This is a genomic window from Streptomyces sp. NPDC051907 (genome assembly GCF_040681075.1).
Classification (GTDB): domain Bacteria; phylum Actinomycetota; class Actinomycetes; order Streptomycetales; family Streptomycetaceae; genus Streptomyces.
Genome location: NZ_JBFAYB010000015.1, coordinates 83,448 through 104,713, shown reverse-complemented (window position 1 = coordinate 104,713; position 21,266 = coordinate 83,448). Strand labels below are relative to the sequence as shown.

Genomic DNA, 21,266 nt, shown 5'->3' with positions numbered 1-21,266 from the left:
GCAGGCAGTGAAGAGCAACGACACTCCGCTGATACCGGACGCGGTGTGGCTGGAGGAACGGCTGGGCGAAGGCTCGCTCTGGCGGCCGGACGAGGCCGGTCTGCCGGCCGAGCTGACCGATGCCCAGTCGAGGGAGTTCCTGCTCACGGTCGGCTTTCCCGCCGTCCACCTCGACGTCGTGGGAATCGACACGAGGCATGTGCGGGACGAGGACGGCCTGGAACCGCTCGATGCCGACGAAATCTACGGGCACCGCTATCCCGACGACGACTCCCCGCCCAAGAACTTCTCCTTCGCCGTCGCCGTCTGCGGCGACCAGCACCTGATGCTCGAAGCGGCGGACGGCGGCATCACTCACTACGACCCCAACGGGTGGGACCACGGGGACGGGTGGCAGGGACCGGCCGCCGATTCCCTTCCTCGGCTGGCCGTGCTCCTCGGGCTGATCGCCGAGTCGAGCGACGCCCTGGAATCGGCCGACGAAGCTGTACGGGCGGCCGCCGTCTCCGATCTGCGTGAGCGCATGATCGGCCAGGACTCCTATGTGAGCGAGTCTGCGTTCTGGGACGAGATCTTCGAGTGTCTGGAGTGAGAGCGGGGTTGGTGACGCCAGGCGCCGTGGCCTCCGCCCAAGGGGCCCGCCTCCGAGTGGCGACACTGCTCAGGGCCGTCGACAGCGCGGTCGGGCGGCGGGTCAGCGCAGGGCAGCCTCCCCGGATTTCCATCCCCAGACAGTGAGCATGCCAGCCGACAACGCGGCGCACTCGTCGGAGCCCAGGTAGCGGACCGCCGCGTCGACGGACGTGTCGTCGACCAGGCCGGTGGCGAGCATCGCCGCTCTGCTCCGCTCCCATGTGTCCGCCCAGAAGCGGCTGATGGGACTGCCGGGCAGCAGCGGCGGCACATGGATCTCGGCGGCGACGGGCACGAGCCCCGCCCCGCGCAGCAGATGGGGGTACGACGGCACCCAGGAGACATCGGTGCCGATGGTGGCCCGCAGCCCCTGCCACATCGCCCGCATCACCATGGTGTACGGCGTGCTGGGCGTCCGGTCGCTCGTCAGGTCGACCGCGTCGCTGAGTACCAGCACACCGCCGGGCGCGACGAGTTCGGCCAGTTTCGTGATCAGGCGGTCGTGCTCGGGCAGGTGCATCAGCACGAAGCGCGCGTGGACGAGCTGGAAGCGGCCGGGGGCGAAGTCGGAGGCGGTGACGTCGGCCTCGAGCACGTCGAGCCCGGGCACGGGCTGCGCGTCGAGGAAGCGTACGTCGCGGTCCACGGCGAGGACGCTCGCCACCCCGGCCTCGTCCAGCAGCCGGCGGGAGACCGTACCCGTGCCGGCGCCCACGTCGAGGCAGCGCCACCCCGGGCCGACCCCGAGTGTCCGCAGCCGCGCCATGGTGATGTCGTCGTAGGCGAGGGCGCCGAAGTCGATGCGCTCGCCTTCGCCCGCCTGTTCGGGACGGAAGACGGCCTCGCCGTAGCGGCCGCCGTCCGGCGCGTCCCCGCGCGGAGGGGTGCTCACGCCGCCGCCGGTGCGGTGCCGAGGGTGTCGTCGTCGAACATTGTCATGGCCGGATCTCTCATGTGGTGGGGCGGCGCCGGGCGGCGGTCCGAGGCCGCCTCCCCACCGATCCTCCACCGGCGGCCGCCCGCACGGCGGAGGCGCGCCGCGCCTGACCTCGGTGTCAGCGAGTCCGCCGCTGAGCCCGTGGCCGACGGGCCCGCCGGCCCTCATGGGCTTATGAGTCCGCTCGGGGCGCCGCCACTCTGGTCGGCTTCGACGGCGCCGGAGGCCAGGAGCCGTAGGACCGCCACTTCGGGGCCGAACCCGACCGCGAGGCGCCCATGCGGGGTGGCAGTGAGCGCGTGCACGGGCAGCGGGAGCAGGTAGTCGGGGGCGGCTCGGCGCCCTGTCGTCAGGTCGAGGAACCGCAAGGTGTCTTGCCGATCTGGTGGCCGGTGGTGAGATCCCACACCCGTACCGACTTGTCCCAGCCGCCGGTCACGGCGACCGGTCGCCCGTCGACAACCGTGGTGGCAACGGCTGTCACACGGCTCGAATGGCCGGCGTGACGGGCGATCTTCGCCACCCGCTTCCGCGTTGACGAAGCGCCGGGCGAACGCTGGTCGCTCCGGCCTGTGCGGCGTGTGCCACCCGCGCATGACCGATGGGCGCTGAACGGCCGCGCCTGCACGCCCCCATCACACGTTTGCACTCCATGTAGTGGATCAACTCCGCTGAGTAGTCTCGGAGTTGGAGTATCCGCCTCCCATTGGACGGCGGAGTTCCATATACATCAGGAGGTCACGATGGCCCGCACCGTCACCCTTGCTCTGAGCGCTCTCGCAGCTGTAGGCGTCCTCGTCGGCGGCGCCGTGATGGCAGCCGCCAACGAAGGAGGCGACGAGAAGCCCGGCCTGGTCGCGCCCGAGAAGCCGACGACAGCCGACGCCGGTCTGCTGGCCGCGCACCCGCAGGTCTCCGGCCCGCTCGTCACCGTCCCGCCGGGCCAGAACCGGATCGCCAGCGTGGCCTGCCCGTCCGGTCAGGTGCCCACCGGGGGCGGCGGCACGACCAGCGCCATCCGGACCTATTTCACCGACTCCTTCCCCAGCGGCAACTCCTGGGTCGTGCGCGGCACGAACACCAACACCATGGACGAGTCCATCCGGGCCTACGCCGTCTGCACCACTCCCTGACCAAGGGACCCCAGCCCCTCCGGCCCATCCAGTGCCCCGCGCCTGCTCCCCCAGGCGCGGGGCGCCCTGCCTGTGAGAAGCCGCTCGCCGCCTGCTTGATCAACAACGCCTGTCCCGGCTACGTGGCCACCGACCTCAACGGTTTCAGCGGTACTCGGACCCCGGAGCAGGGCGCGGCGATCGCCGTCCGGTTGGCGGCTCTTCCCGACGACGGCCCTACCGGCCAGCTGTTCGACGACGACGGAGTCGTGCCATGGTGATTCTCTGATGCGGGGCCGTCGCGCCCGGGCAGACGACGACAGTCACCCAATCGTGCCCGGGGCCCGTGCGGCCCCGGGCTCATGACGACCGCCATGCGTCGGTCGCTGGGCACCGGTTACGGCCCATAGCGGACGACGGCGACCCCGCCCGGAGCCTGGCTACACGGAGATCGCGAGCAGCTCGCCTGCGTACGTGCCGATGTAGAGGACTCCCCGGGCCACCTTGGGCGACGACTCTGTGAAGAAGGTGTCCTTGGCGGTCAGTCGCCAGCGCTCCTTGCTGGTGGCCGTGTCCACGGCATACAGGTGCCCGTCGTCGCTTCCGAAGTAGGCGACGCCGTCCACCACCGCCGGTTTGGAGTCCACGCTGTCGGCCGTGGGGAACTTGAACCGCTGCTGGGCGTCGGTGGCATGGACCCCGTACAGACTGCCGTCCGTGCTGCCGTAGTAGACGATCTGGTCCACCACCGTCGGGGAAGACGTGCGGCCGGGGCCGCCTTCGGGGAAGTCCTCCCGCTCGCTACCGGTATCGGCCTTGACGGCGCGCAGGCCGTCGTTGCAGGCGGCGTGGACGAGGCCGTCGGTCACACTCGGCGTGCAGTGCACGATCCTTTCCTGGAGCGCCCTCCAACGCGTGTTCCCGCTTGCCGCCTCCAGCGAGATCAGGCCGTTGCCGCTCCCGACGAAGACGGCGCCGTCTGCCACCGTCGGCGACGACGCCCACCCGTCGGTGAGAGACGCCCAGCGCCGTTTGCCGTTGGCGGCGTCGACCGCGTGCACACCATTGCTGCTGCCGGTGTAGACGACTCCGTCTACCACAGCGGGAGATGTGTAGTTGGGGCCGGTCTGGTAGGCCCAGCGTTGTTCGCCGGTGTCGGCGTCGACCGCGTACAGATAGCCGTCGCCGCTTCCCACGTAGACGACTCCGTCCACCACGGCGGGCGACGACTCGACCCTGTCGCGGGTACGGAAGACCCAGCGGCCCTTGCCCGTGTCGGCGTCGACGGCGTGGAGGGTGCCCTTGGTGCTGCCGACGTACACGACTCCGTCCGCGAACGCCGGCGTCGAAGTGATGGTCTTGCTGGTGGGAAAGGCCCACAGCTGCTGACCCGGTGGCGTGTCGCGGTCGTCGAACACCTTCCACGCGGTGAAGCCGGCGCCGGCGACACCAACCCCTGCCAGTCCGAGCAGGGCCTGTCTTCGGGACAGCCCGAGACTCCGCGCTCCCGGTCGGCCGGCTGGCGCCGGCGTGTGCGGTCCCGGCCCGCCGGTGGTCCTGTCCCGAGCGTCTTGCAGGGCGGGGGCGGGTCCGGGCGGAGCGGCGCCGGTCTGGGCTGAGTCCGGGGCCGGGGTTGAAGTGACGGGGGCGCCGGCCGGGTTCGGGGGTTGCGGCGGCGGGCTGTCGGACGGCGCCGTTGCCGGCACGGTCGAGGGCGTCGGGGTGGCCGGCTGAGGAGCGGCGGCACGAGCGAGGACGGTCGCCGCGACCGTTTCGGGAAGCCAACTGGCCGTGTGCTGAGCCTCGTGGGCTTCTGGCGCGTTGCCGTGATCGCCGAGACGGTCCAGCAGGGCGGCGACGGTAGGACGCTGCCCCGCGTCCTTGGCCAGACAGCCGGCCACCAGGTCGCGCAGCCCGGTCGGGAGGCCGTCCAGGTCCGGTTGCTCGTAGACGGCCCGGAAGTTCAGGGAGTGCGCGGATCCCGCACCGAACGGCCCGGTGCCTGTCGCCGTGTACGTCAGCACCGCACCCAGCGCGAAGACGTCGCAGGCCGGCCCCACGGTCTGTCCCCTGAGCTGCTCGGGAGCCATGTACCCGGGTGTGCCGATGACCGTTCCCGTCTGCGTGAGCACGCTGACGTCGGCAGCGGCGGAGATCCCGAAGTCGATCACACGCGGCCCGTCGGCCGCGAGCAGGACGTTCGACGGCTTCAGGTCCCGGTGGACCACCCCCGAGGCGTGGATGGACTCCAGCGCCTCGGCCAGGCCCGCGCCCAGTGCCAGCGTGGCGTCCTGCGGCCACGGGCCGTTGGCCATGACGGCTTCGCTCAGCGGTACCCCCGGCACGTACGCCGTCGCCAGCCATGCTGGTGATCCCTCGGGGTCGGCGTCGACGACCCCTGCGGTGAAGAACCCGTTGACCCGTCTCGCGGCGCCGACCTCCCGGGCGAACCGGCGACGGAACTCACCGTCCTCGGCGAGTTCCGGACGTACCACCTTCACGGCCACGGCACGGCCGCTGCGCGACCGGCCCAGGTAGACGCGCCCCATGCCCCCGGCGCCCAGCCGTGCGACGATCCGGTACGGCCCGACCGTCGCCGGATCCCCGTCGGCCAGCGCCTCGAACGAACCCTGACTCGTATCCTGATCCATCTCCACCCCCAGCGAACCTCTGCGGCCCCCGCCGCCGTGAAAGTGCCTCATCATCTCTCAGCTGTCGGACACTTCGCGTACCAGGCCCACGTCCTCGTCGAATCCGGCGCTCGCTGGCCAGCTCTTCTGCAGCAGCTGACGACATGGATCCTGGAGGTCTCGGACGGGCCGATGCCCGAGATCACGGGTGATGGCGAATAGGACAGCTCCTCGGGGCAGCGCCACCGACCGTGATGGCGTGGATCGGCCAGGGTGCTCCTCCTGCTGCTCAAATGCCGTTCAGACTTCGTCGAGCGACGGCCGAACTTGGGCGGCATGCCGAACCACCCATTCAGAACCTGTCCATCGTGGTCCGTGCGGCCCCTGGAACACCACGGGCTGTGACTGTCCGTATTGGATCTAGTGCGTTGAGTAATGGACGCCGTACGGTCAGAGCGACGCCAACCGCGTATCTCTGGAGGATTCGTGGCACGCTCTTTCCGTACTCGTCTGGTCATGCTGAGCTCGGCCGTGGCACTCGCCGCGGGCGCACTCGCTCCCGCGCAACTCGCCGGGGCGCAACCCGCCTCCGCTGCGGCGACCTACCAATGGGTCGCCCTGGGCGACTCGTACACCGCCGGGGTCATCCCTGCCGCGGGCGACGTCTTCGAGATCCCCCGCGACGGCTGCGAGCGCACCGACCAGTCCTACCCTCAGGTCATCGACCGCGACCTCGGCGGGCTGATCGATCTGACCAACGTCAGCTGCGGCGCCGCCACGATCGAGAACGTCACCTTCAGCGCCCAGGAGCCGATCGGCCGTCACCTACCGCCCTTCTCCGAGGACCCGGACTACCCGTTCCCCCCGGTGCCCCCTCAGTCCTCGGCGGTGGAGACCGGCACCGACGTGGTCACGGTCGGGGTGGGCGGCAACACCCTCGGGTTCGCCGACATTCTGCGCACCTGCCTGGAGTTGGGCTCGGGCAGCGGCGGCGTCGGCACCCCGTGCAGGGACGACCTGGCCGACGGCATCCCCGCCCGGCTGACCAAGGTGGGCAAGGACTACGACGAGATGCTCGCCGTGCTCCACGAGCGCGCCGCGCACGCCAAGATCCTGGCCGTCGGCTACCCCACGGTCATCCCCAAGGACACGGCCAAGTGCCGGTACAACGACCTGGAACAGTTCGGGCCGATCACCCAAGGCGACCTGGACTGGCTGCGCGAGGACGTCCTGGAACCCCTCAACAAGGCCATCGAGAAGTCGGCCTCCGCGCACGAGGCCGCCAGCTTCGTCGACCTCTACGACTCCTCCCGGAACCACAGCGTCTGCGACGCGGGCAAGTGGGTCGAGGGCGTCCTCGCCAGCGGCTCTACCGAGGTGGCCCTCGTGCACCCCAATGCCAAGGGCCACAGGAACGCCGCCGATCACGTCACAGCGGCGATCCTGAACAGCATCGACGTGGCCTGACCGGCCCGCGGATCCCATCCGCGACCCGGCGACGAGCTGCCTCCGGCCGTTTGGGCCGGAGGCAGCTCCGCGTCCAGGGGACGGGTGGGATTTGCGGGGCTGGTCGGGCTACTCCCCGACGGGGCGGTCTCGTGCCGTATCAGTGGCGCGTGCTGATAGGCGCGGATGCTTGGAATGCGAACGTCGATGTGCGGGATGGGCGGCATCGGTCAGGCGGCCCGGCCTGCGTGGCGCCCGGCCGGGCCGTCGTCGATCCCGGCCTCGGCGATGGCGTCGGCGAGCGCGGGGTCGTTGAACACGCGCCGGAACACCTCGGCGCCTGAGCGTCATGCCGCGCTCCTGGGCGATCTCGCGGATCTCCTGAGGCTCCTGATCGGGGACGTCCACATCGAGGGCTGGGCTGGCTTGCCCCTCAGGGCACTCGCCGGGTGCCTGGACGTAAATGCTCCCAGGTCAGAGACCCTCCTAGCCGGTACCTGGGCGGCAGCCCAGGGCCTTCATGCCGGTGGGCGGACCTGGGCACACACTGGAACTATGAGCGACATGGTCGTCGGCGCGACGGCGGAGCGTGAGGATCTGCTCGCTGCAGCCGTCGTCGAGGCCGTCGAAGGAACCGGTGCGTACGCCGGGAGCGTCTTCCTCCGCTCCCGCGACCGTCGGTCGATCGTGCTCGCCGCGACGTGCGGGGTGCCGCCTTCTCTGCTCGGCGGCTGGCATCTCATCCCGGTGAGCAGTCCCATCCCGGTCGCCGCAGCCTTCAGCTCCAGGCGCACGGTTCACCTGGCCGACGCCGACGAGACGATGCGCCGGTATCCCCAGCTCGCGGTAGCTCTGCCGTACGCCTTCGGCTCCTGCTCCGTGCCGGTGGGCGCAGGCGAGGAGACCTTCGGGGCGCTGGCGATCGTCTGGGCGGCGTCGCCCGGCGGCGAGGGGCTGTCCAAGGCGCAGCGCCGCCACATGCGGACCATCGCCAACCGCCTCGGCGCCGCCCTCGCCGATCTCCGTGCGCGTACCGGCGATCCCGTCGAGTGCGACCCGCAGGCGATTCCCGTCGAGAACCCCGCTCCCTCGGCGCCGGCCGTGCGGGCCGGTCTGTTCGACTGGGACCTCGTCACCGGCGTCTTCACGGTGGACGACGAGCTCTGCGCGATCTTCGGTCTCGACCCCCGTGCCTTCGACGGACGAGCCGAGACGCTTGTCGCCTGCCTGCATCCCGGCGACCGCGCCGCCCTTCGGGCGACCGCCCGCGCGGCGGCCGCCGAGGGCCGGATCAACGCGCGGTGCCTGCGCATACGCGATCGCAGGGACGGCGCCGAGGGGTACCGCACGGTCGAGTTGTGGGGCCGCGCACCGGAGGCCGACGACGCGCGGGCGCCCACCCACCTGGTCGGCACGGTCGTCGACGCGCAGGCCGGCAGCGCGGCCGTCGCAGCGGTCGAACGGCTGCGGGACGGGCTGTTCTCCCTCGCCCCCGACGGGCGGGTCACCTACGCCAACCACAGCGCCCGGCAGCTGTTGGGCGTGCGCGGCGAGGAACTGCTGGGCCAGTTCCTCTCGGACGCACTGCCGTGGCTGTCCGATCCCGACGTCGAGTACCGGCACCGGTCCGCGATGATCTCGCAGGCGCCCGTCTCCTTCGTCGCCTGCCGACCGCCCGACCGGTGGCTCGCCTTCTCCCTCCATCCGGAAGCGGACGGAGTGACCGGCCGGGTGGAGACCTTCAGAGGTCCGCCCTCGCCCGCTACGCCGTCCGCCTCCTCGGCCGAGACGGCAACCCCTTCCACACCCGCGCGCATGGGCGTCATGTACCACGTCCTGCAACTGGGCAGCGCGCTGACCGAGGCGGTCACCGCCCGCGAAGTCTGCGAAGTCATCTCCGACCAGCTCCTGCCGGCCTTCGGGGGGCAGCAGCTGGCGATCTACGTGGTCCGTGACGGAAAGATGCACCTGCTCTTCCACACCGGCCACCACGAAGACTTCCTCGACTGGCTGGAGGGCGTACCGCTGCATGCGCGCCTGCCCGGCACGGAGACCCTGACCTCCGGCGCTCCGCTCTTCATCGAGTCGCAGCAGGACCTCTCCCAGGGCTACCCGGGCATCCCCACGGGCGAGGTGAGCTCCTGGGCGTATCTGCCGCTGATCGCCTCCAACCACCCCGTCGGCACCTGTGTCCTCGGCTTCGACGAGATCCACCGGTTCACGGAGAAGGACCGCGGCGTCCTCACCGCACTCGCCGGGCTGATCGCCCAAGCCCTGGAGCGAGCACGGCTCTACGACTCGGAGTTCGCCCTCGCGCGCGGCCTTCAGCAGGCGCTGCTGCCGCACCGGCTGCCGGCGGTCCCGGGAATCCACACCGTCGCGCGCTATCTGCCCGGCACCAGCGGAATGGACATCGGCGGCGACTGGTACGACGTCATCCCCACCGGTGGTGGAGTCTCTCTCGTCATCGGAGACGTGGAGGGGCACAGCATCGCCGCCGCGGCCACCATGGCCCAGTTGCGCAGCGCCGTACGGGCCTTCGCAGCAGTAGGCCACACACCCGGCGATGTGATGGCGGGCGTCAACCGAACCCTCTTCGACCTCGACCCCGGGCTGCTGGCCAGCTGCTGCTACATCCACCTCGAACCCCACGGCCACCACGCCTACGCCGTCACCGCCGGCCACCCCCCACCCCTGCTCCGCCGTCCCGACGCGAGCACCGACGCCCTTGAACTGGACACCGGCCCGCTCCTCGGCGTGGACCGCGCAAGCGTCTATCCGGCAACCCGGATCGACCTCCCGCCAGGGTCCCTCCTCGCCCTCTACACCGACGGACTGGTCGAGGAGCCCGGCGCCGACATCAACGTGGGAATCGACCGCCTGCGGGCATCCCTGGCCCACGCCCCCGCGGAGTCACCGGACGAACTCGCCGACCGGCTCCTGCGCAACGCCCGGGGCTCCGCCTACCGAGCCGACGACATCGCCCTGCTGCTCACCGAGTACGGCTCCGTTCACGGCGCCGAGGTGACACCCGATCACGGTGTCACTCTCGCCGACTCGTCTCGCTGACTCGCCTCCCCGACTCGGCACAACGCTGAGGCCAACGCCGAACGTGCCCGCGGCCTGATCAGCGTCCACAGCAACGGCCGCGGTTCCGCATCCGCACACCGGTGCCGGGAACGGTCGCCGGTGTCCCGAGTACGCACCAAGGCGACGCGTAGCCGCTCGTGGCGACGAAGGCCACTCGCAAGCATTCCGCTTAGCCAGCAAGGGAGTTGAGACAGTCCGGACGGTGAAACGGCTGCTCCCAGAGAGAGGTTGTGCACCCCGAAATGGCCTACTATCGATCTTGGATAGGAAGCCGTGCCAGGGGGGCACGGCCTGATTCCTTGAGGGGGGATCATGATCTCAAAGATCAAGTCGAGCAGAGCCGTCAAGCGTCTGATGGCGGTGGCCACGGCAGGCATGGCAATGGTCGGCGGCAGCCTGGTGGTGGCACAGCCCGCCTCCGCAGCCTCTTTCCAGGGGTCGCTGTGGAACTACCAGACCGATCTCTGCCTGGACGGCAGTGGCGGCGCCGGTCCTGGCGCCGCTGTGATCCAGTGGGAGTGCAACGGGGGTTCGAACCAGTCCTGGTACACGGCCTGGGACTCCAAGGGACGCCCGAGGATCGTCAACTTGAGGAACAACCTGTGCCTGGACCGGCATGACGACACCAGGATGGGCTCCCAGCTGATCCTCTGGCACTGCAACAACACCTGGAACCAGGTCTTCGCCTTTGGCGGAGGAACTGGTTCCATCGTGAACACCCCGCTCAACCAGGTGGTCGACGTCCCGGGAGGCACCGGCACGTGGGGTGCTCGGCCCATCATGTGGGAGCCGAACCGCGGCGACAACCAGCTCTGGGTGCAGCACATGGCGTAGAGACATAAAAGGTCCCCCGTGGCGTTCGCGCCACGGGGGACCCTTCGTTGTCGAGAAGCCGTCCTTAACGGTGGATCAAGCGTTCTAGACTCCCTGGATGACCAGCGATCTCCGTCTCACCGTCCTGGGTTGCGCGACGCCCTATCCGAGCGTGGACAATCCGTGCTCTGGCTACCTGGTTTCCGGCGGCGATACCCGGGTGTGGGTGGATGCGGGCACCGGGACGCTGGCGCAGCTGCAACGGCACGTCCGGCTGGATGAGCTGGACGCGATCTGGATCTCGCATCTGCACGCCGATCACAGCGCGGACCTGCTGACCGCCTACTACGGCGCGATCTTCGCGGACGTGCGGCTCGCCGCGCCGATCCCCTTGTACGGACCGCGGGGCATCGCTGACCGGCTGGCTCATTTCCTCACCAACACGTCGACCCGCAGCCCGATCGAATCGGCCTTCGACGTTCATGAACTGCACGACGGGCATCAGGTGCGCGTCGGTGCGCTCACGCTGAGCAGCCGGGCTGTGGCGCACGGCATCCCGGCCTTCGCCCTGCGTGTCGAGGCCGGGGACAGGTCGTTGGTCTACTCCGGGGACACGGCGCCGTGCGCCAGCCTCACGAGTCTGGCGGAGGGGTGCGACGTACTGCTGTGTGAGGCCGAGAGCGCACAGCCGCCGGCCGAGGGCGAACAGGTCCACCACACGCCCGAAGACGCCGGCGACACGGCCAGCGCGGCCCGCGCGGGCCGGTTGATCGTCACGCATGTAGGCCGTTTCCTCACACCGCAGCAGGCAGTGGCCCGTGCCGCGGTCCGGTTCGACGGCCCCGTCGACTATGCCGCCCCGGGTGCTGCCTTCTCGATCGGTTGAGGTCGTGACGGAATCCTCCGTCGGTGACGATTTACGTCCGGACCGCCTCCCCGACCCGCCGTAGCATGCGCCAAGTGACCACGAACAACGACGAGTTCCTCACTGAGGGCGCGGTGGGGCTCCTCCTGCGCATCGCCGTCGCGTCGCGCACCCCGGGGGCCGCACCGCTCGAGGACGAACTCCTGCGGCTGTCCCGCTTCCTGCAGGATTCCAGGGCGACGTCCGGGGCGATGCCGCCTGCGGCGCTGGCCTCGCTGCTCGACCTCCTGGCCGACGAGGTCGGCACGGAGGTGTTCGAGACCAGGCCCGCCGTGTACCGCGAGCGGCTGGCGCGGGCGGCCGGCGACGAGGCGCCGGCGGACTTCCTGCGCTCGCTGGCCGAAATCGTCCGCGATCGGCAGTTCCTCTTCTATCCGGACCTGGCGGAGCTGCCGATGTCCGACTGGGAGGCGAGCGAACGCTTCTCGCTGACCTCGGCCTTCGTCTCGTCGATGGTCTCGGGGGAGTACGACAGCGTGGACGAGGCCTTGGACGAGATCCTGACCAGCGAGCATCCGGACTGCCATGAGCGACTGGGCAACCTCGCCGGGGAGTTGCAGCGCATCCTGTACCTGTTCCGTACGCCCGCCGAGTTCGACGCGGCCTTCGCCGCCGTCATGCCTTACGTGACTCACGCACGCGTCCGCCTCCTCCTCGACGCCGTCCACGCCCACTTCGCCGAGCAGCACTGACAGGTGGACCCACGATTGATCGTGGGGCGCAACCCATCAAGATCCGTCGCAGGTCGGCCTATTAGGGTCGGGAGCATGACGACACCCCTTGCCGGCAGTGCCTTCGACTCGCTCCGCCTCGACGCCGTACCCGACCAGGACACGTTGTGCCGCGTCTACGAATCTCCCAAGGACACGGCCATGCGGAAGCAGATGACCGAACTCACCGAGCAGACGCGGCGGTTGATCGGCTGCTCATCGTTGGTCCTGGTCGCCAGCGTGGACGCCGAGGGCAACTGTGACGTCTCCCCGCGCGGCGGCCCCGCCGGGTTCGTGACCGTACTGGACGCACGGACGGTGGCGATACCGGACGCGACAGGCAACAAGCGTCTGGACACCCTGCGGAACGTCGTCGCCACCGGACGGGCCGGGCTGCTGTTCGTCATCCCGGGGCGCACCACGACGCTCAGGGTGAACGGGCGGGCCTGCGTCTCCACCCGCCCCGAGCTGCTGTCGCAGCTGACCGCCGTGGGCAAGCCGCCGGTCAGCGCGCTGGTGCTGGGGATCGAGGAGGTCTACCCGCACTGCCCCAAGTCGCTCCTGCGCAGTGGGGCCTGGAAGCCGGAGCAGTGGCTGCCGGCGGACGCCCAGCCGACCTCGGCCGAGGTGACGCTGGCCCAGCTGCGGATGCCGGAGCTGACGATCGCTGACATCGAGCAGGCGGAGGCGGAATCGCTGAAGTACCGGTACGAGTAACGGGCCGACCAGCGATTGCTGAACCACCAGCCCGCCAAGGCATCCGCGGGCGCCGCCCCGATCAGGGGGCAGTTGGAAGATGCCGAGTTCGCAGGATCGGGGGAGTTGCGCCGCGTACGACGTCAGGTCCGGGGGGCCAGCACGCTGTCCAGTTCGGCCGCGAAGAGCAGAGCAGGGTCGAGGTCCATGCCGGCGAAGTGGCCGGCGAGTTCCAGGGACAGGACGCCATGCAGGCGGGTCCAGAAGGTCAGGAACCGGTGGAGGACCTCGGGCGGGGCGGGGTGGCCGGCGGCCCAGTCCCGGTGGTCCTCCAGGTAGGCCCCGAGGGGCGTCGCGGCGCCGTCCGGAGCGAGCGCCGTGCACGCCTCGAGCAGGGTCGTCATGATCTCGGATGAGATGGCGGTGGTGTCCTCGGGGGCGTGATAGCCGGGGATGGGAGTGCCGTAGACGAGGAAGTATCGCTGGGGGTCCGCCAAGGCCCAGCCGCGCAGGGCGTGTCCCAGCCCGCCCAGGTCGGCGCCGGAGGCGGACGCCGTGCGGAGGGTCTCGGAGAGGCTTCGGTACGCCTCCCGGACGAGTTCGGTGATCAGTTCGTCGCGGCTGGCGAAGTAGCGGTAGAGCGCCGGTCCGCTCATGCCCATCTGCTTGGCGATCGCGTTGAGGGAGAGCGCGGACGCCCCCGCCGTGGCGATCTGCTCCCAGGCGCGTTCCGTGATCTCCGCCCGCACCTGGGTCCGATAGCGCTCCCGTGGGGTGTTCGCGCCTGTCGCCGCCATGGTCTGCCGCCGTTCCCGTCGATCTGGATACACCCTCAAGGCTTGGTTAGAAGGTATCACGCAACCTCTTGACCGGCCGGTCTCGCTGGCGTTATAACTTCTAACGAACGCGATGCTATCTATCCCCAGAGGGGTCGCGCAGTCTGCTCCGACAGCCAGCGCTCAACCCCCAACCGACATAGGGAGACTTCATGCTCGGCATCCGCAACACCGGCCCCCGCGCTGCACTGTTGGCCATCCCGCTCGCCCTCGGCCTCCTCGGCGCCGCCGCCGGACCCGTCGGGGCCGTCGGCTCCCACGCCTCCCACCCCGGCGAGAACGTCACCTGCCGCGGGAAGGGCGTCGACCCGGACGCCCTCGTCCGGCACCGGACCGAGATCGTGATCAACGCCCCGCTGCGCACTGTCTGGAAGCTGCAGACCGACGTGGAGCGCTGGCCGTCCTGGCAGACCCCCGTCGAGACCGTGGAACGCCTCGACCACGGTGTCCTCCGCAAGGGCTCGGCATTCCGGTGGGTGCTCCCGGTGCCCCCGAACCCGGCGACTCCCGCCACCAGCCTGGAGATCACCTCGACCGTCCAGCAGATCAAGCACCGCTCGTGCATCCGCTGGACCGGCCCCGCGATCGGCGAAGGGCTGCGCATCGACGGCGTCCACGTATGGAAGTTCACCGAGGTCGAGGGCGGCGTCCGCGTGACCACCGAGGAGACCCACACCGGCACCCAGGTCGAAGCGGACGTTCCCACCGCGACCAAGCTCCTCCGCGAGGGCCTCGAAGCATGGCTGCACGACCTGAAGTCCGCCGCCGAAGCACACGCCCACAACGGGCCGTACTAACCAGCGAACCGGGCCCGCGCCCGCCTGCTCCTCGGTCGTTGACGCGCCAAGGCTACTGCTAGAGGCTGGAGTCCGACCCGGCATCGCGATGAAGATTCGTCATCGCGGCGCGTCTTTCCGCGGTGGGCGACTCGGCGACCGAAGGGACGTGCTCGGCCTGCACGGCCCGGTAAAGCGCTGGTGATGACCCCATGTCACGCGCCAGGATGCAGGGCGTGGACACGGTGGAGCAGATGGTGCGAGCGGCAGCGGACGGCGACGAGGAGCGGGTGGCAGGCCTGCTGGACATGGGTGTCCCCGTCGACGCGGTGAACTCGCAGCACCGCACTGCACTCGACGTCGCCCTGTGGGCAGGGCACACGGACGTGGTCCGGCTGCTCGTGGGCGCCGGCGCCGACCCGCGGCAGAGCATCGGCGAGTACTCCGAGGACACACCGCTTCGCTTCGCCGCGGGCCAGGGGATGACGGGAGTCGTCCGCCTCCTGCTGGACGCGGGCGTCGATCCCGACCACCGACTGGCGGCGACCCGGGCGACGCCGCTGATGATCGCCGCCGTCGAGGGCCGTACGGAGATCGTGCGGCTGCTGTTGGACCATGGCGCCGGCATCGAGCTGAAGGGGAGGGGCAAGACGGTGCTGGAGTGGGCGGCAGGGGGCGGCCGCATGGAAGTAGTGCGGCTGCTCCAAGACCACGGCGCAGGGCCAGCCGCCGGATCGTGGTGACGCACCTCAGGAGGCCGGTTGCATACAGCCCTCAGTGCGGCGACGCGTCCAAGTAGGTGAGGACGGCGAGCACTCGGCGGTGACCGGCGTCGGTGGCGGCCAGGCCCAGCTTGGCGAAGATGTTCCCGATGTGCTTGTGCACCGCGTTGTCCGACACCCGAAGGCGCGCGGCGATGGTCGTGTTGTCGAGGCCCTCGGCCATCAAGCCGAGGACTTGCCGTTCGCGTGTGGTCAGCGTCGTCAGAGGATCGTCCTGACGGCGGACGACCTGCGCGATGACTTCCGCGTCGAGCGCCATCCCGCCCGCTGCGACCTTGCGCAGGGCGTCGACGAACTCGGCCACCCGGCCGACCCGGTCCTTGAGCAGGTAGCCGACGCCGTGGTGGCCGGTGGACAGCAGCTCGGTCGCGTACGTCTGCTCGATGTACTGCGACAACACCAGAATGGGGAAGTCCGGGCGCCGTCGCCGTAGCGCGATCGCCGCCTGCAGGCCCTCGTCGCGGTACGACGGCGGCAGGCGTATGTCGACGATGGCCGCCTGTGGTTCGTGTTCCTCCACCGCCGCGAGCAGGCCGTCGGCCGTCTCGGCGACGTGGGCGACCTCGAAGCCGTGCTTGGCGAGGATGAGCTGCAGACCCTCCGCGAGTAGCACGTTGTCCTCGGCGATCACCAGGCGCACGGCAACTCCACCGTGATGGCCGTGGGGCCGCCGGCCGGGCTGTCCACCGTGACCTCGCCGTCGAGCGCCGTCGCGCGACGGCGTATCCCGGCCAGCCCGGTGCCCCGCGCCTCGTCGGCCCCGCCTGTCCCGTCGTCCGTGATACGAATCCGCAGGCAGCCGTCCTCGCGTTCGACGACGACCGTGGCCGCGGACGCCCTGCTGTGCTTGGCCGCATTGGTCAGCGCCTCGACGACCGTGAAGTAGGCCACCGTCTCGACCGCGGCGGGTATGGGGCCCAGCTCGCCCACATCGAGCCGGGCAGGCACGCCCGAACGCGCGGCGACCGACGTCAACGCCCCGGACAGCCCCCGGTCGGCGAGGATCGGCGGATAGATCGTGCGCATCACGTCCCGGAGCTCGGCCAGCGTGGCCTCGGCGCCCGCATGCGCGCGTTCGATCAGTTCCTCGGCCGTGTCCGGTTCCTCGCGCACGGCCTGCCGCGCCAGCGCGAGGTGCATCGTCATCGCGACGAGCCTGCCCTGTGTGCCGTCGTGCAAGTCCCGCTCGATCCTTCGCAGTTCCGCGCCGTGCGCGTCGAGGACGTCGGCTCGGCTCCGCGTCAACATCGCCATGCGAGACGCCAGCCGCTCCTTCTGCGACGGCGCCAGGAGACGAGTCTGCGCACGCGCGAGCGGCGGCAGCACGAAGCACGCCACAGCGCCGAGGCCGACGACCTGGACGGCGCCGAGGGACAGTGCGTCGCCCCAGCCGTCGATCGGCACGTCGATCCACAACCGTGGGCGGTTCACGGGCTGAAACGCCCACCAGGCGGTCATGCCGACCACGCCGACGATGATGTTGCCGACGACGAGCAGCGCCAGGAGACCCGCCGGGACGCCTGTCAACGCGTTGACCGCCAGCCAGCGGCGCGTGGTCGGCGACGGCGACGAGTCGCTCGGTGTGCCGAGCCACCGCCGGGCGGCGGAGCGCCGACGGTCCGCCCAGCTGCCCACCGCCCCCGGGCGGGGGAGGAAGACGAGACCCCCGACTGCGGCGAACAGGTTGCCGATCAGGTAGGCGCTGGCACGCAAGGCGTTCGCTCCATACATGACGATCAGTATGCGATCAGGGGTACGGCCCCGGCACTACAGCTGGCTGTACCTGAATGCCTCCAGCTGGCGGTATCGGCGGCCGGCTCGGCCCTGCCTAGCTTTTCCTGCATGAGAAGCCGCCTTCACGCCGTTCCGCTGACGCTGGCGCTGAGCGCCACCGCAGCCGCCGTTCTGATCGCTCCGCCTGCCGTGGGCACGGGGGCGACGCCACCGTGCTCCGCGACCGCCATCGGCCACACAGCCATCGGCGGCACAGGAGCGCACAACTCCGGCAAGACCATCGACGTACCCGACTACACGCAGCTGCACCGCAATGCAACGGCAGTGTCTGCCCTGGGAATCCCCGCTGTTCAGGCGAGGGCGACGACGCGGCACGCCACCTGCGCCGCACGCGTCGGCGTCGCCGATGTGCGCACCGGACGTGCGATCCCCGCCGACGGCGCGTTCCGGATCGCCAGCACGTCCAAGGCCTTCACCGCGACCGTGATCCTGCAACTCGTCGGCGAGGGACGCCTGGAGCTCGACGACCGGGTCGAACGATGGCTGCCCGGGATCGTGGCCGGCCGCCCGATCACGGTCCGCCAACTGCTCCAGCACACCGCGGGCCTGCAGGACGCCATCCCGACCTGGAATACGAAGGCGGAGTACCTGGAGATGCGCTATCGGCCGCACTCCACAGAAGACTTGGTGGCACGCTCGGTCGCCCTGCCGCAGCTCTTCGAGCCCGGCGAGGGCTGGGCCTACGCCAACACCGGCTACATGATCGCCGAACTGCTCGTCGAGCGCGTCACCGGGCAGCCGTGGCACCGCGAGTTCGACCGACGCATCTTCCGGCCGCTGGGCATGCGGCACACCTACTGGCCCGGAGCCTCGCCTCAGATCCGGCTTCCGCACGCCAAGCAGTACCAGCGCTTCGACGGCGAACTCGTCGACGTCACCTCTCAGATCCCCGCGTACGCGGCGGGCGGCATCGTCTCCACCACCCGCGATCTCGACGTCTTCTTCCGGGCACTCCTCGGCGGACGCCTTCTGCGCCCCGCCGAACTGACCGCGATGAAGACCACCCGACCGGTCAGCCCCGCGATCGAGCCGATCTGGCCCGACGGCCGATACGGCCTCGGACTGGTCTCCCGACCGCTGCCCGGCGGCGGCCGCTACTGGGGACACGACGGCGGCGACTCCGGATCCATCGTGACCGTCGGCGTCACCGAAGACGGCCGACGAGGGGCGGTGGTCTCCATGAACTTCGCGCTCGACGGGAGCACGTCCGACATGCTCTCCCAACAGCGCGCCGCCGACAAGGTGGTCACCGACGCGCTGCGCCCACCCCGCCCCACCTCGCTCCGCCCCACCGCGTAAGCAGAGCCGAGCGGCTAGGTCGTCATGGGATACGGCGGTTTGAGTCTGTACGTCCCCGCAGTCGCCGACGAGCTGCGGGGTATTCGTCGAGAGGATTGAGCGATGTCGAGGCTGTGAACGTAGTACCCGGCGATGGCTGAAACGCCGGTGAGCGCGCGAGGAGGAGCGGTGGCTGACCAGGGCCTGCTGCGCACCGTTCGCGTCGCGGTGTTCACATTGGTGTGTGTGCTGCTCGCCGCTTCCGGGCACGGCATGGCCGCCGGACACCTACCGCCGCCAGCGCTGCTGGCGGTAGGCGGCATGGCCGTTGCGGCCACGGTGGGGCGGTTCGCGTGTCGCGAGCGCACGCTCGCCGAGATAGGCGGCGCGGTCACCCTGGCCCAGGGCGCGCTGCACCTGCTGTTCGCGTTCGCCGGCCCCGCCCTGCCCGTCCCGCCATCCCATCGGGGGCATGCGGGGAACGGGGAGCACACCGGAATTCAGACCTCCCTGGTCACGGGGGACTCACCGGCGCCGTGGGGCGGAGCAGAGGAGCCGCTGGGCGCGCTCATGGCTCACAGCGATCCGTCCATGCTGCTCGCCCACCTGGTCGCCGGGCTCGGGGCCGCTTGGTGGCTGCGCCGGGGCGAGGCCCTGGTGTGGCGGCTGGGCCGCCTGCTGGGCGCGCGGGTGTCGGCGACGCTGCGAGCCGTGGCGCTGCTGCGGTGGTGGCTGCAAGGCGAGAGCCGGCTCCCGTGCCGACGTCTGCCGGTCATCGCCGGTGTGGAAAGGGTGTCGGACCGGGCTCGGGTGCTGGAGCACAGCCTCGCCCGGCGGGGCCCGCCCGCTGTGTTCACTCGCTGATCCGCGTCCCGGGGTGCTTGCGCACCTTCCGGGGCTGCGGTGTCCCGCCATGCGTGCCCCGGTCGTCAGCCGGCTGCCCGCCATGGCCCTCACGCGTACGCCTCTTCAGCCGGGGCCGGCCACCTACCGGTCTCCACTGGCAGGCGGCCCGTGCCCGTCCAGCGTGTGACCCAGCGCTCGCCCCGCCCTGCGGGCCCGCGCCGAGATCCAGGAGCCTTTCCCTTGAGCACTACGTCCGCAACCTCCCCCGAGGAGACCCCATCTCCTGTGTCGGCGGCAGAGACTGAGACCGAGACTGAGAGCGTTGGCGACGCCCTGACCGATGTGCAGGCGGACGCCTCTGAGACGGTCGTCGACGCCGAACCGGGGCCCGCCGAACCGGGGCCCGCCGAAGCGGAGGCCACTGCCGCAGCACCGCCGCCCGCCGAGGAACGCAGAGGCGGGAACGCCCGTACCCGCTCGGGCTGGTGGCCCCTGCTGACCCGGCTGCACTTCTACGCGGGCGTCCTGATCGCCCCGTTCCTGCTGGTCGCCGCCCTGACGGGCCTCGCATACACCGCGGTCCCGCAGCTGGACCAGCTCGTCTACGGCGACCAGCTGCGCGTCGAGCGAGTCGGCGAGAAACCGAAACCGCTGGCCGAGCAGATAGCCGCCGTGCGTAAGGCCCACCCCGAGGGCAGCCTCTCCTCGGTCGTCCCGCCCGTCGAGCCGGACCACACCACCAAAGTGGTGCTCTCGGTGCCCGAACTCGCCGACCAGGACAAGCAGCGCACCGTCTACGTCGACCCGTACACCGCCGAGCTCCGCGGAGAGCTGACCACCTGGTGGGGCTCCACACCGCTGACCACCTGGCTGGACGACCTGCACCGCAACCTCCACCTCGGCGAGACGGGCCGCCTCTACTCCGAGCTCGCGGCGAGCTGGCTGTGGGTCCTCGTCCTCGGCGGCCTCGTGATGTGGTTCGGACGCCGTCGCACCTACGCCGGGGCGTCGGCGCGCAACACCGTGCTCCCCGAACGCGGCGCCCGAGGCGTACGCCGTAGCCGCAGCCTGCACGCCGTCACCGGCGTGTGGATCTCGCTCGGCCTGCTCGTCCTCAGCGCCACGGGTCTGACCTGGTCCGAGTACGCCGGCGAACGCTTCACCGACCTGCGCACCTCGCTCAGCGCCTTTCCCCCCGAACTCGACACCGCAGCGGGCGGCTCGTCGACCACAGACGAGGAGAGCGGCCACCACGCCGGCCAGGGCGCCGCAGCGGCGGGAACGCCGGACGGGCTGACGATCGACCAGATCCTTGCGAAGGGCCGGGACGCAGGCCTCGACGGCCCCGTCGAGATCGGCATCCCCGCCGACGACAAAAGCACTTGGACCGTCCTCCAGACCGACGACCAGTGGCCGGTCCGCATGGACCAGGCGGCCATCGACCCCCACAGCGGCGAGATCACCTCGCGCGTCGACTGGGCGGACTACCCTGTGCTCGCCAAGCTGTCCAAACTCGGCGTGCGCGCCCACATGGGAACCCTCTTCGGGCTGGCCAACCAGATCGTGCTGGCGGTCATCGCCCTCGGCCTGAGCGCGGGCATCGTGCTCGGCTACCGCGCGTGGTGGCAGCGCAGGCCCACCCGGTCCGGCCGCCGAGCCCTGGCCGGCCGCCCGCCCGCGCGCGGCGCCTGGCGGCGTCTGCCCTGGGCGGCTCTGGCCGTGGCCGTGCCCCTCGTGCTCTTCATCGGCTGGGCCTTCCCCCTGCTGGGCTGGTCCCTGCTCGCCTTCCTGATCCTGGACGGCCTGCTCGCCCTGCGCCACCGGTATCGCGCCACAAGAGGCGCCGCGCTCACCTGACGCGCGCCTCGCTGCCGAGCGGAGCCACCGGCGCACGTCGAGCGCCGGTGGCCGGCCGAGCAACGGGTGGAGGGGAGCCGTTCGGGATATCCTGGAGGAACTGGA

At 70.6% G+C, this 21,266-nt stretch carries 19 protein-coding genes and 1 pseudogene; 14 read left to right on the top strand and 6 right to left on the bottom strand.

The features are described 5' to 3' along the window. The first annotated feature begins 7 nt into the window (after nucleotides 1–7). Nucleotides 8–592: an SUKH-4 family immunity protein gene (locus AB0M39_RS12120; protein WP_365362975.1), complete on the top strand. Its 585-nt coding sequence runs from the start codon at nucleotides 8–10 to the stop codon at nucleotides 590–592. A gap of 102 nt (nucleotides 593–694) precedes the next feature. Here AB0M39_RS12120 and AB0M39_RS12115 read toward each other — a convergent pair whose 3' ends face one another. After that, the gene (locus tag AB0M39_RS12115; protein WP_365362973.1) at nucleotides 695–1,525 is read right to left on the bottom strand and encodes a class I SAM-dependent methyltransferase; all 831 of its coding nucleotides are present in this window, start codon (nucleotides 1,523–1,525) and stop codon (nucleotides 695–697) included. 394 nt (nucleotides 1,526–1,919) lie between these two features. Beyond that, nucleotides 1,920–2,093 (bottom strand): hypothetical protein, encoded by a 174-nt coding sequence (locus tag AB0M39_RS12110; RefSeq protein WP_365362971.1) that lies wholly within the window; start codon nucleotides 2,091–2,093, stop codon nucleotides 1,920–1,922. A 220-nt stretch (nucleotides 2,094–2,313) separates the two neighbouring features. Between AB0M39_RS12110 and AB0M39_RS12105 the strand changes: the two genes are divergently transcribed. Both AB0M39_RS12105 and AB0M39_RS12100 read left to right on the top strand, forming a co-directional pair. Further along, entirely contained in the window at nucleotides 2,314–2,703 is a 390-nt protein-coding gene (locus tag AB0M39_RS12105) for a hypothetical protein (RefSeq protein ID WP_365362969.1), read from the top strand. A gap of 95 nt (nucleotides 2,704–2,798) precedes the next feature. After that, nucleotides 2,799–2,963: pseudogene (locus tag AB0M39_RS12100) on the top strand (dehydrogenase); the annotation flags it as partial. A gap of 159 nt (nucleotides 2,964–3,122) precedes the next feature. Here AB0M39_RS12100 and AB0M39_RS12095 read toward each other — a convergent pair. Further along, the gene (locus tag AB0M39_RS12095) at nucleotides 3,123–5,333 is read right to left on the bottom strand and encodes a serine/threonine-protein kinase (RefSeq protein WP_365362967.1); all 2,211 of its coding nucleotides are present in this window, start codon (nucleotides 5,331–5,333) and stop codon (nucleotides 3,123–3,125) included. 495 nt (nucleotides 5,334–5,828) lie between these two features. Between AB0M39_RS12095 and AB0M39_RS12090 the strand changes: the two genes are divergently transcribed. From AB0M39_RS12090 to AB0M39_RS12065, 6 genes are all read left to right on the top strand, one after another. Beyond that, complete coding sequence (locus tag AB0M39_RS12090) at nucleotides 5,829–6,779, top strand: SGNH/GDSL hydrolase family protein (RefSeq protein WP_365362965.1); 951 nt, start codon at nucleotides 5,829–5,831, stop codon at nucleotides 6,777–6,779. Nucleotides 6,780–7,313: 534 nt separating this feature from the next. Then, nucleotides 7,314–9,827, top strand: a complete 2,514-nt coding sequence (locus AB0M39_RS12085; protein WP_365362963.1) for a SpoIIE family protein phosphatase — start codon at nucleotides 7,314–7,316, stop codon at nucleotides 9,825–9,827. 333 nt (nucleotides 9,828–10,160) lie between these two features. Next, the gene (locus AB0M39_RS12080) at nucleotides 10,161–10,682 is read left to right on the top strand and encodes an RICIN domain-containing protein (protein WP_365362961.1); all 522 of its coding nucleotides are present in this window, start codon (nucleotides 10,161–10,163) and stop codon (nucleotides 10,680–10,682) included. A gap of 97 nt (nucleotides 10,683–10,779) precedes the next feature. Continuing rightward, entirely contained in the window at nucleotides 10,780–11,547 is a 768-nt protein-coding gene (locus AB0M39_RS12075) for an MBL fold metallo-hydrolase (RefSeq protein ID WP_365362959.1), read from the top strand. Nucleotides 11,548–11,621: 74 nt separating this feature from the next. After that, entirely contained in the window at nucleotides 11,622–12,278 is a 657-nt protein-coding gene (locus AB0M39_RS12070; RefSeq protein WP_365362957.1) for a hypothetical protein, read from the top strand. A gap of 75 nt (nucleotides 12,279–12,353) precedes the next feature. Next, nucleotides 12,354–13,013, top strand: coding sequence for an MSMEG_1061 family FMN-dependent PPOX-type flavoprotein (locus AB0M39_RS12065; RefSeq protein WP_365362955.1), 660 nt, complete (start codon nucleotides 12,354–12,356; stop codon nucleotides 13,011–13,013). Nucleotides 13,014–13,135: 122 nt separating this feature from the next. On the opposite strand, the gene AB0M39_RS12060 is transcribed toward AB0M39_RS12065, so the two are convergent. Continuing rightward, entirely contained in the window at nucleotides 13,136–13,789 is a 654-nt protein-coding gene (locus tag AB0M39_RS12060) for a TetR/AcrR family transcriptional regulator (RefSeq protein ID WP_365362953.1), read from the bottom strand. 191 nt (nucleotides 13,790–13,980) lie between these two features. Here AB0M39_RS12060 and AB0M39_RS12055 point away from each other — a divergent pair, with 191 nt between their 5' ends. Together AB0M39_RS12055 and AB0M39_RS12050 are read left to right on the top strand one after the other, a co-directional pair. Next, nucleotides 13,981–14,625 (top strand): SRPBCC family protein, encoded by a 645-nt coding sequence (locus AB0M39_RS12055; RefSeq protein WP_365362951.1) that lies wholly within the window; start codon nucleotides 13,981–13,983, stop codon nucleotides 14,623–14,625. A 191-nt stretch (nucleotides 14,626–14,816) separates the two neighbouring features. After that, on the top strand, nucleotides 14,817–15,347 hold the full coding sequence (locus AB0M39_RS12050; RefSeq protein WP_365362949.1) for an ankyrin repeat domain-containing protein: 531 nt from the start codon (nucleotides 14,817–14,819) through the stop codon (nucleotides 15,345–15,347). Nucleotides 15,348–15,378: 31 nt separating this feature from the next. Here AB0M39_RS12050 and AB0M39_RS12045 read toward each other — a convergent pair whose 3' ends face one another. Both AB0M39_RS12045 and AB0M39_RS12040 read right to left on the bottom strand, forming a co-directional pair. Further along, complete coding sequence (locus tag AB0M39_RS12045) at nucleotides 15,379–16,026, bottom strand: response regulator transcription factor (protein ID WP_365362947.1); 648 nt, start codon at nucleotides 16,024–16,026, stop codon at nucleotides 15,379–15,381. Beyond that, nucleotides 16,014–17,117, bottom strand: a complete 1,104-nt coding sequence (locus tag AB0M39_RS12040; protein ID WP_365362945.1) for a sensor histidine kinase — start codon at nucleotides 17,115–17,117, stop codon at nucleotides 16,014–16,016. The genes AB0M39_RS12045 and AB0M39_RS12040 overlap by 13 nt, the downstream gene beginning before the upstream one ends. 111 nt (nucleotides 17,118–17,228) lie before the next feature. On the opposite strand from AB0M39_RS12040, the gene AB0M39_RS12035 reads away from it, so the two are divergent. From AB0M39_RS12035 to AB0M39_RS12025, 3 genes are all read left to right on the top strand, one after another. After that, nucleotides 17,229–18,479, top strand: coding sequence for a serine hydrolase domain-containing protein (locus AB0M39_RS12035; RefSeq protein ID WP_365362943.1), 1,251 nt, complete (start codon nucleotides 17,229–17,231; stop codon nucleotides 18,477–18,479). 168 nt (nucleotides 18,480–18,647) lie between these two features. Beyond that, the gene (locus AB0M39_RS12030; protein ID WP_365362941.1) at nucleotides 18,648–19,322 is read left to right on the top strand and encodes a hypothetical protein; all 675 of its coding nucleotides are present in this window, start codon (nucleotides 18,648–18,650) and stop codon (nucleotides 19,320–19,322) included. A 474-nt stretch (nucleotides 19,323–19,796) separates the two neighbouring features. Next, nucleotides 19,797–21,161: a PepSY domain-containing protein gene (locus AB0M39_RS12025; protein WP_365363017.1), complete on the top strand. Its 1,365-nt coding sequence runs from the start codon at nucleotides 19,797–19,799 to the stop codon at nucleotides 21,159–21,161. Nucleotides 21,162–21,266 lie beyond the last annotated feature (105 nt).

Excerpts from the sequence above, each read along its gene's own strand:
- AB0M39_RS12105 (WP_365362969.1), top strand. The coding sequence starts at position 2,314 with ATGGCCCGCACCGTCACCCTTGCTCTGAGCGCTCTCGCAGCTGTAGGC.
- AB0M39_RS12095 (WP_365362967.1), bottom strand. The coding sequence starts at position 5,333 with ATGGATCAGGATACGAGTCAGGGTTCGTTCGAGGCGCTGGCCGACGGG.
- AB0M39_RS12090 (WP_365362965.1), top strand. The coding sequence starts at position 5,829 with ATGCTGAGCTCGGCCGTGGCACTCGCCGCGGGCGCACTCGCTCCCGCG.
- AB0M39_RS12085 (WP_365362963.1), top strand. The coding sequence starts at position 7,314 with ATGAGCGACATGGTCGTCGGCGCGACGGCGGAGCGTGAGGATCTGCTC.
- AB0M39_RS12080 (WP_365362961.1), top strand. The coding sequence starts at position 10,161 with ATGATCTCAAAGATCAAGTCGAGCAGAGCCGTCAAGCGTCTGATGGCG.
- AB0M39_RS12075 (WP_365362959.1), top strand. The coding sequence starts at position 10,780 with ATGACCAGCGATCTCCGTCTCACCGTCCTGGGTTGCGCGACGCCCTAT.
- AB0M39_RS12065 (WP_365362955.1), top strand. The coding sequence starts at position 12,354 with ATGACGACACCCCTTGCCGGCAGTGCCTTCGACTCGCTCCGCCTCGAC.
- AB0M39_RS12060 (WP_365362953.1), bottom strand. The coding sequence starts at position 13,789 with ATGGCGGCGACAGGCGCGAACACCCCACGGGAGCGCTATCGGACCCAG.
- AB0M39_RS12055 (WP_365362951.1), top strand. The coding sequence starts at position 13,981 with ATGCTCGGCATCCGCAACACCGGCCCCCGCGCTGCACTGTTGGCCATC.
- AB0M39_RS12050 (WP_365362949.1), top strand. The coding sequence starts at position 14,817 with ATGTCACGCGCCAGGATGCAGGGCGTGGACACGGTGGAGCAGATGGTG.
- AB0M39_RS12040 (WP_365362945.1), bottom strand. The coding sequence starts at position 17,117 with ATGTATGGAGCGAACGCCTTGCGTGCCAGCGCCTACCTGATCGGCAAC.
- AB0M39_RS12035 (WP_365362943.1), top strand. The coding sequence starts at position 17,229 with ATGAGAAGCCGCCTTCACGCCGTTCCGCTGACGCTGGCGCTGAGCGCC.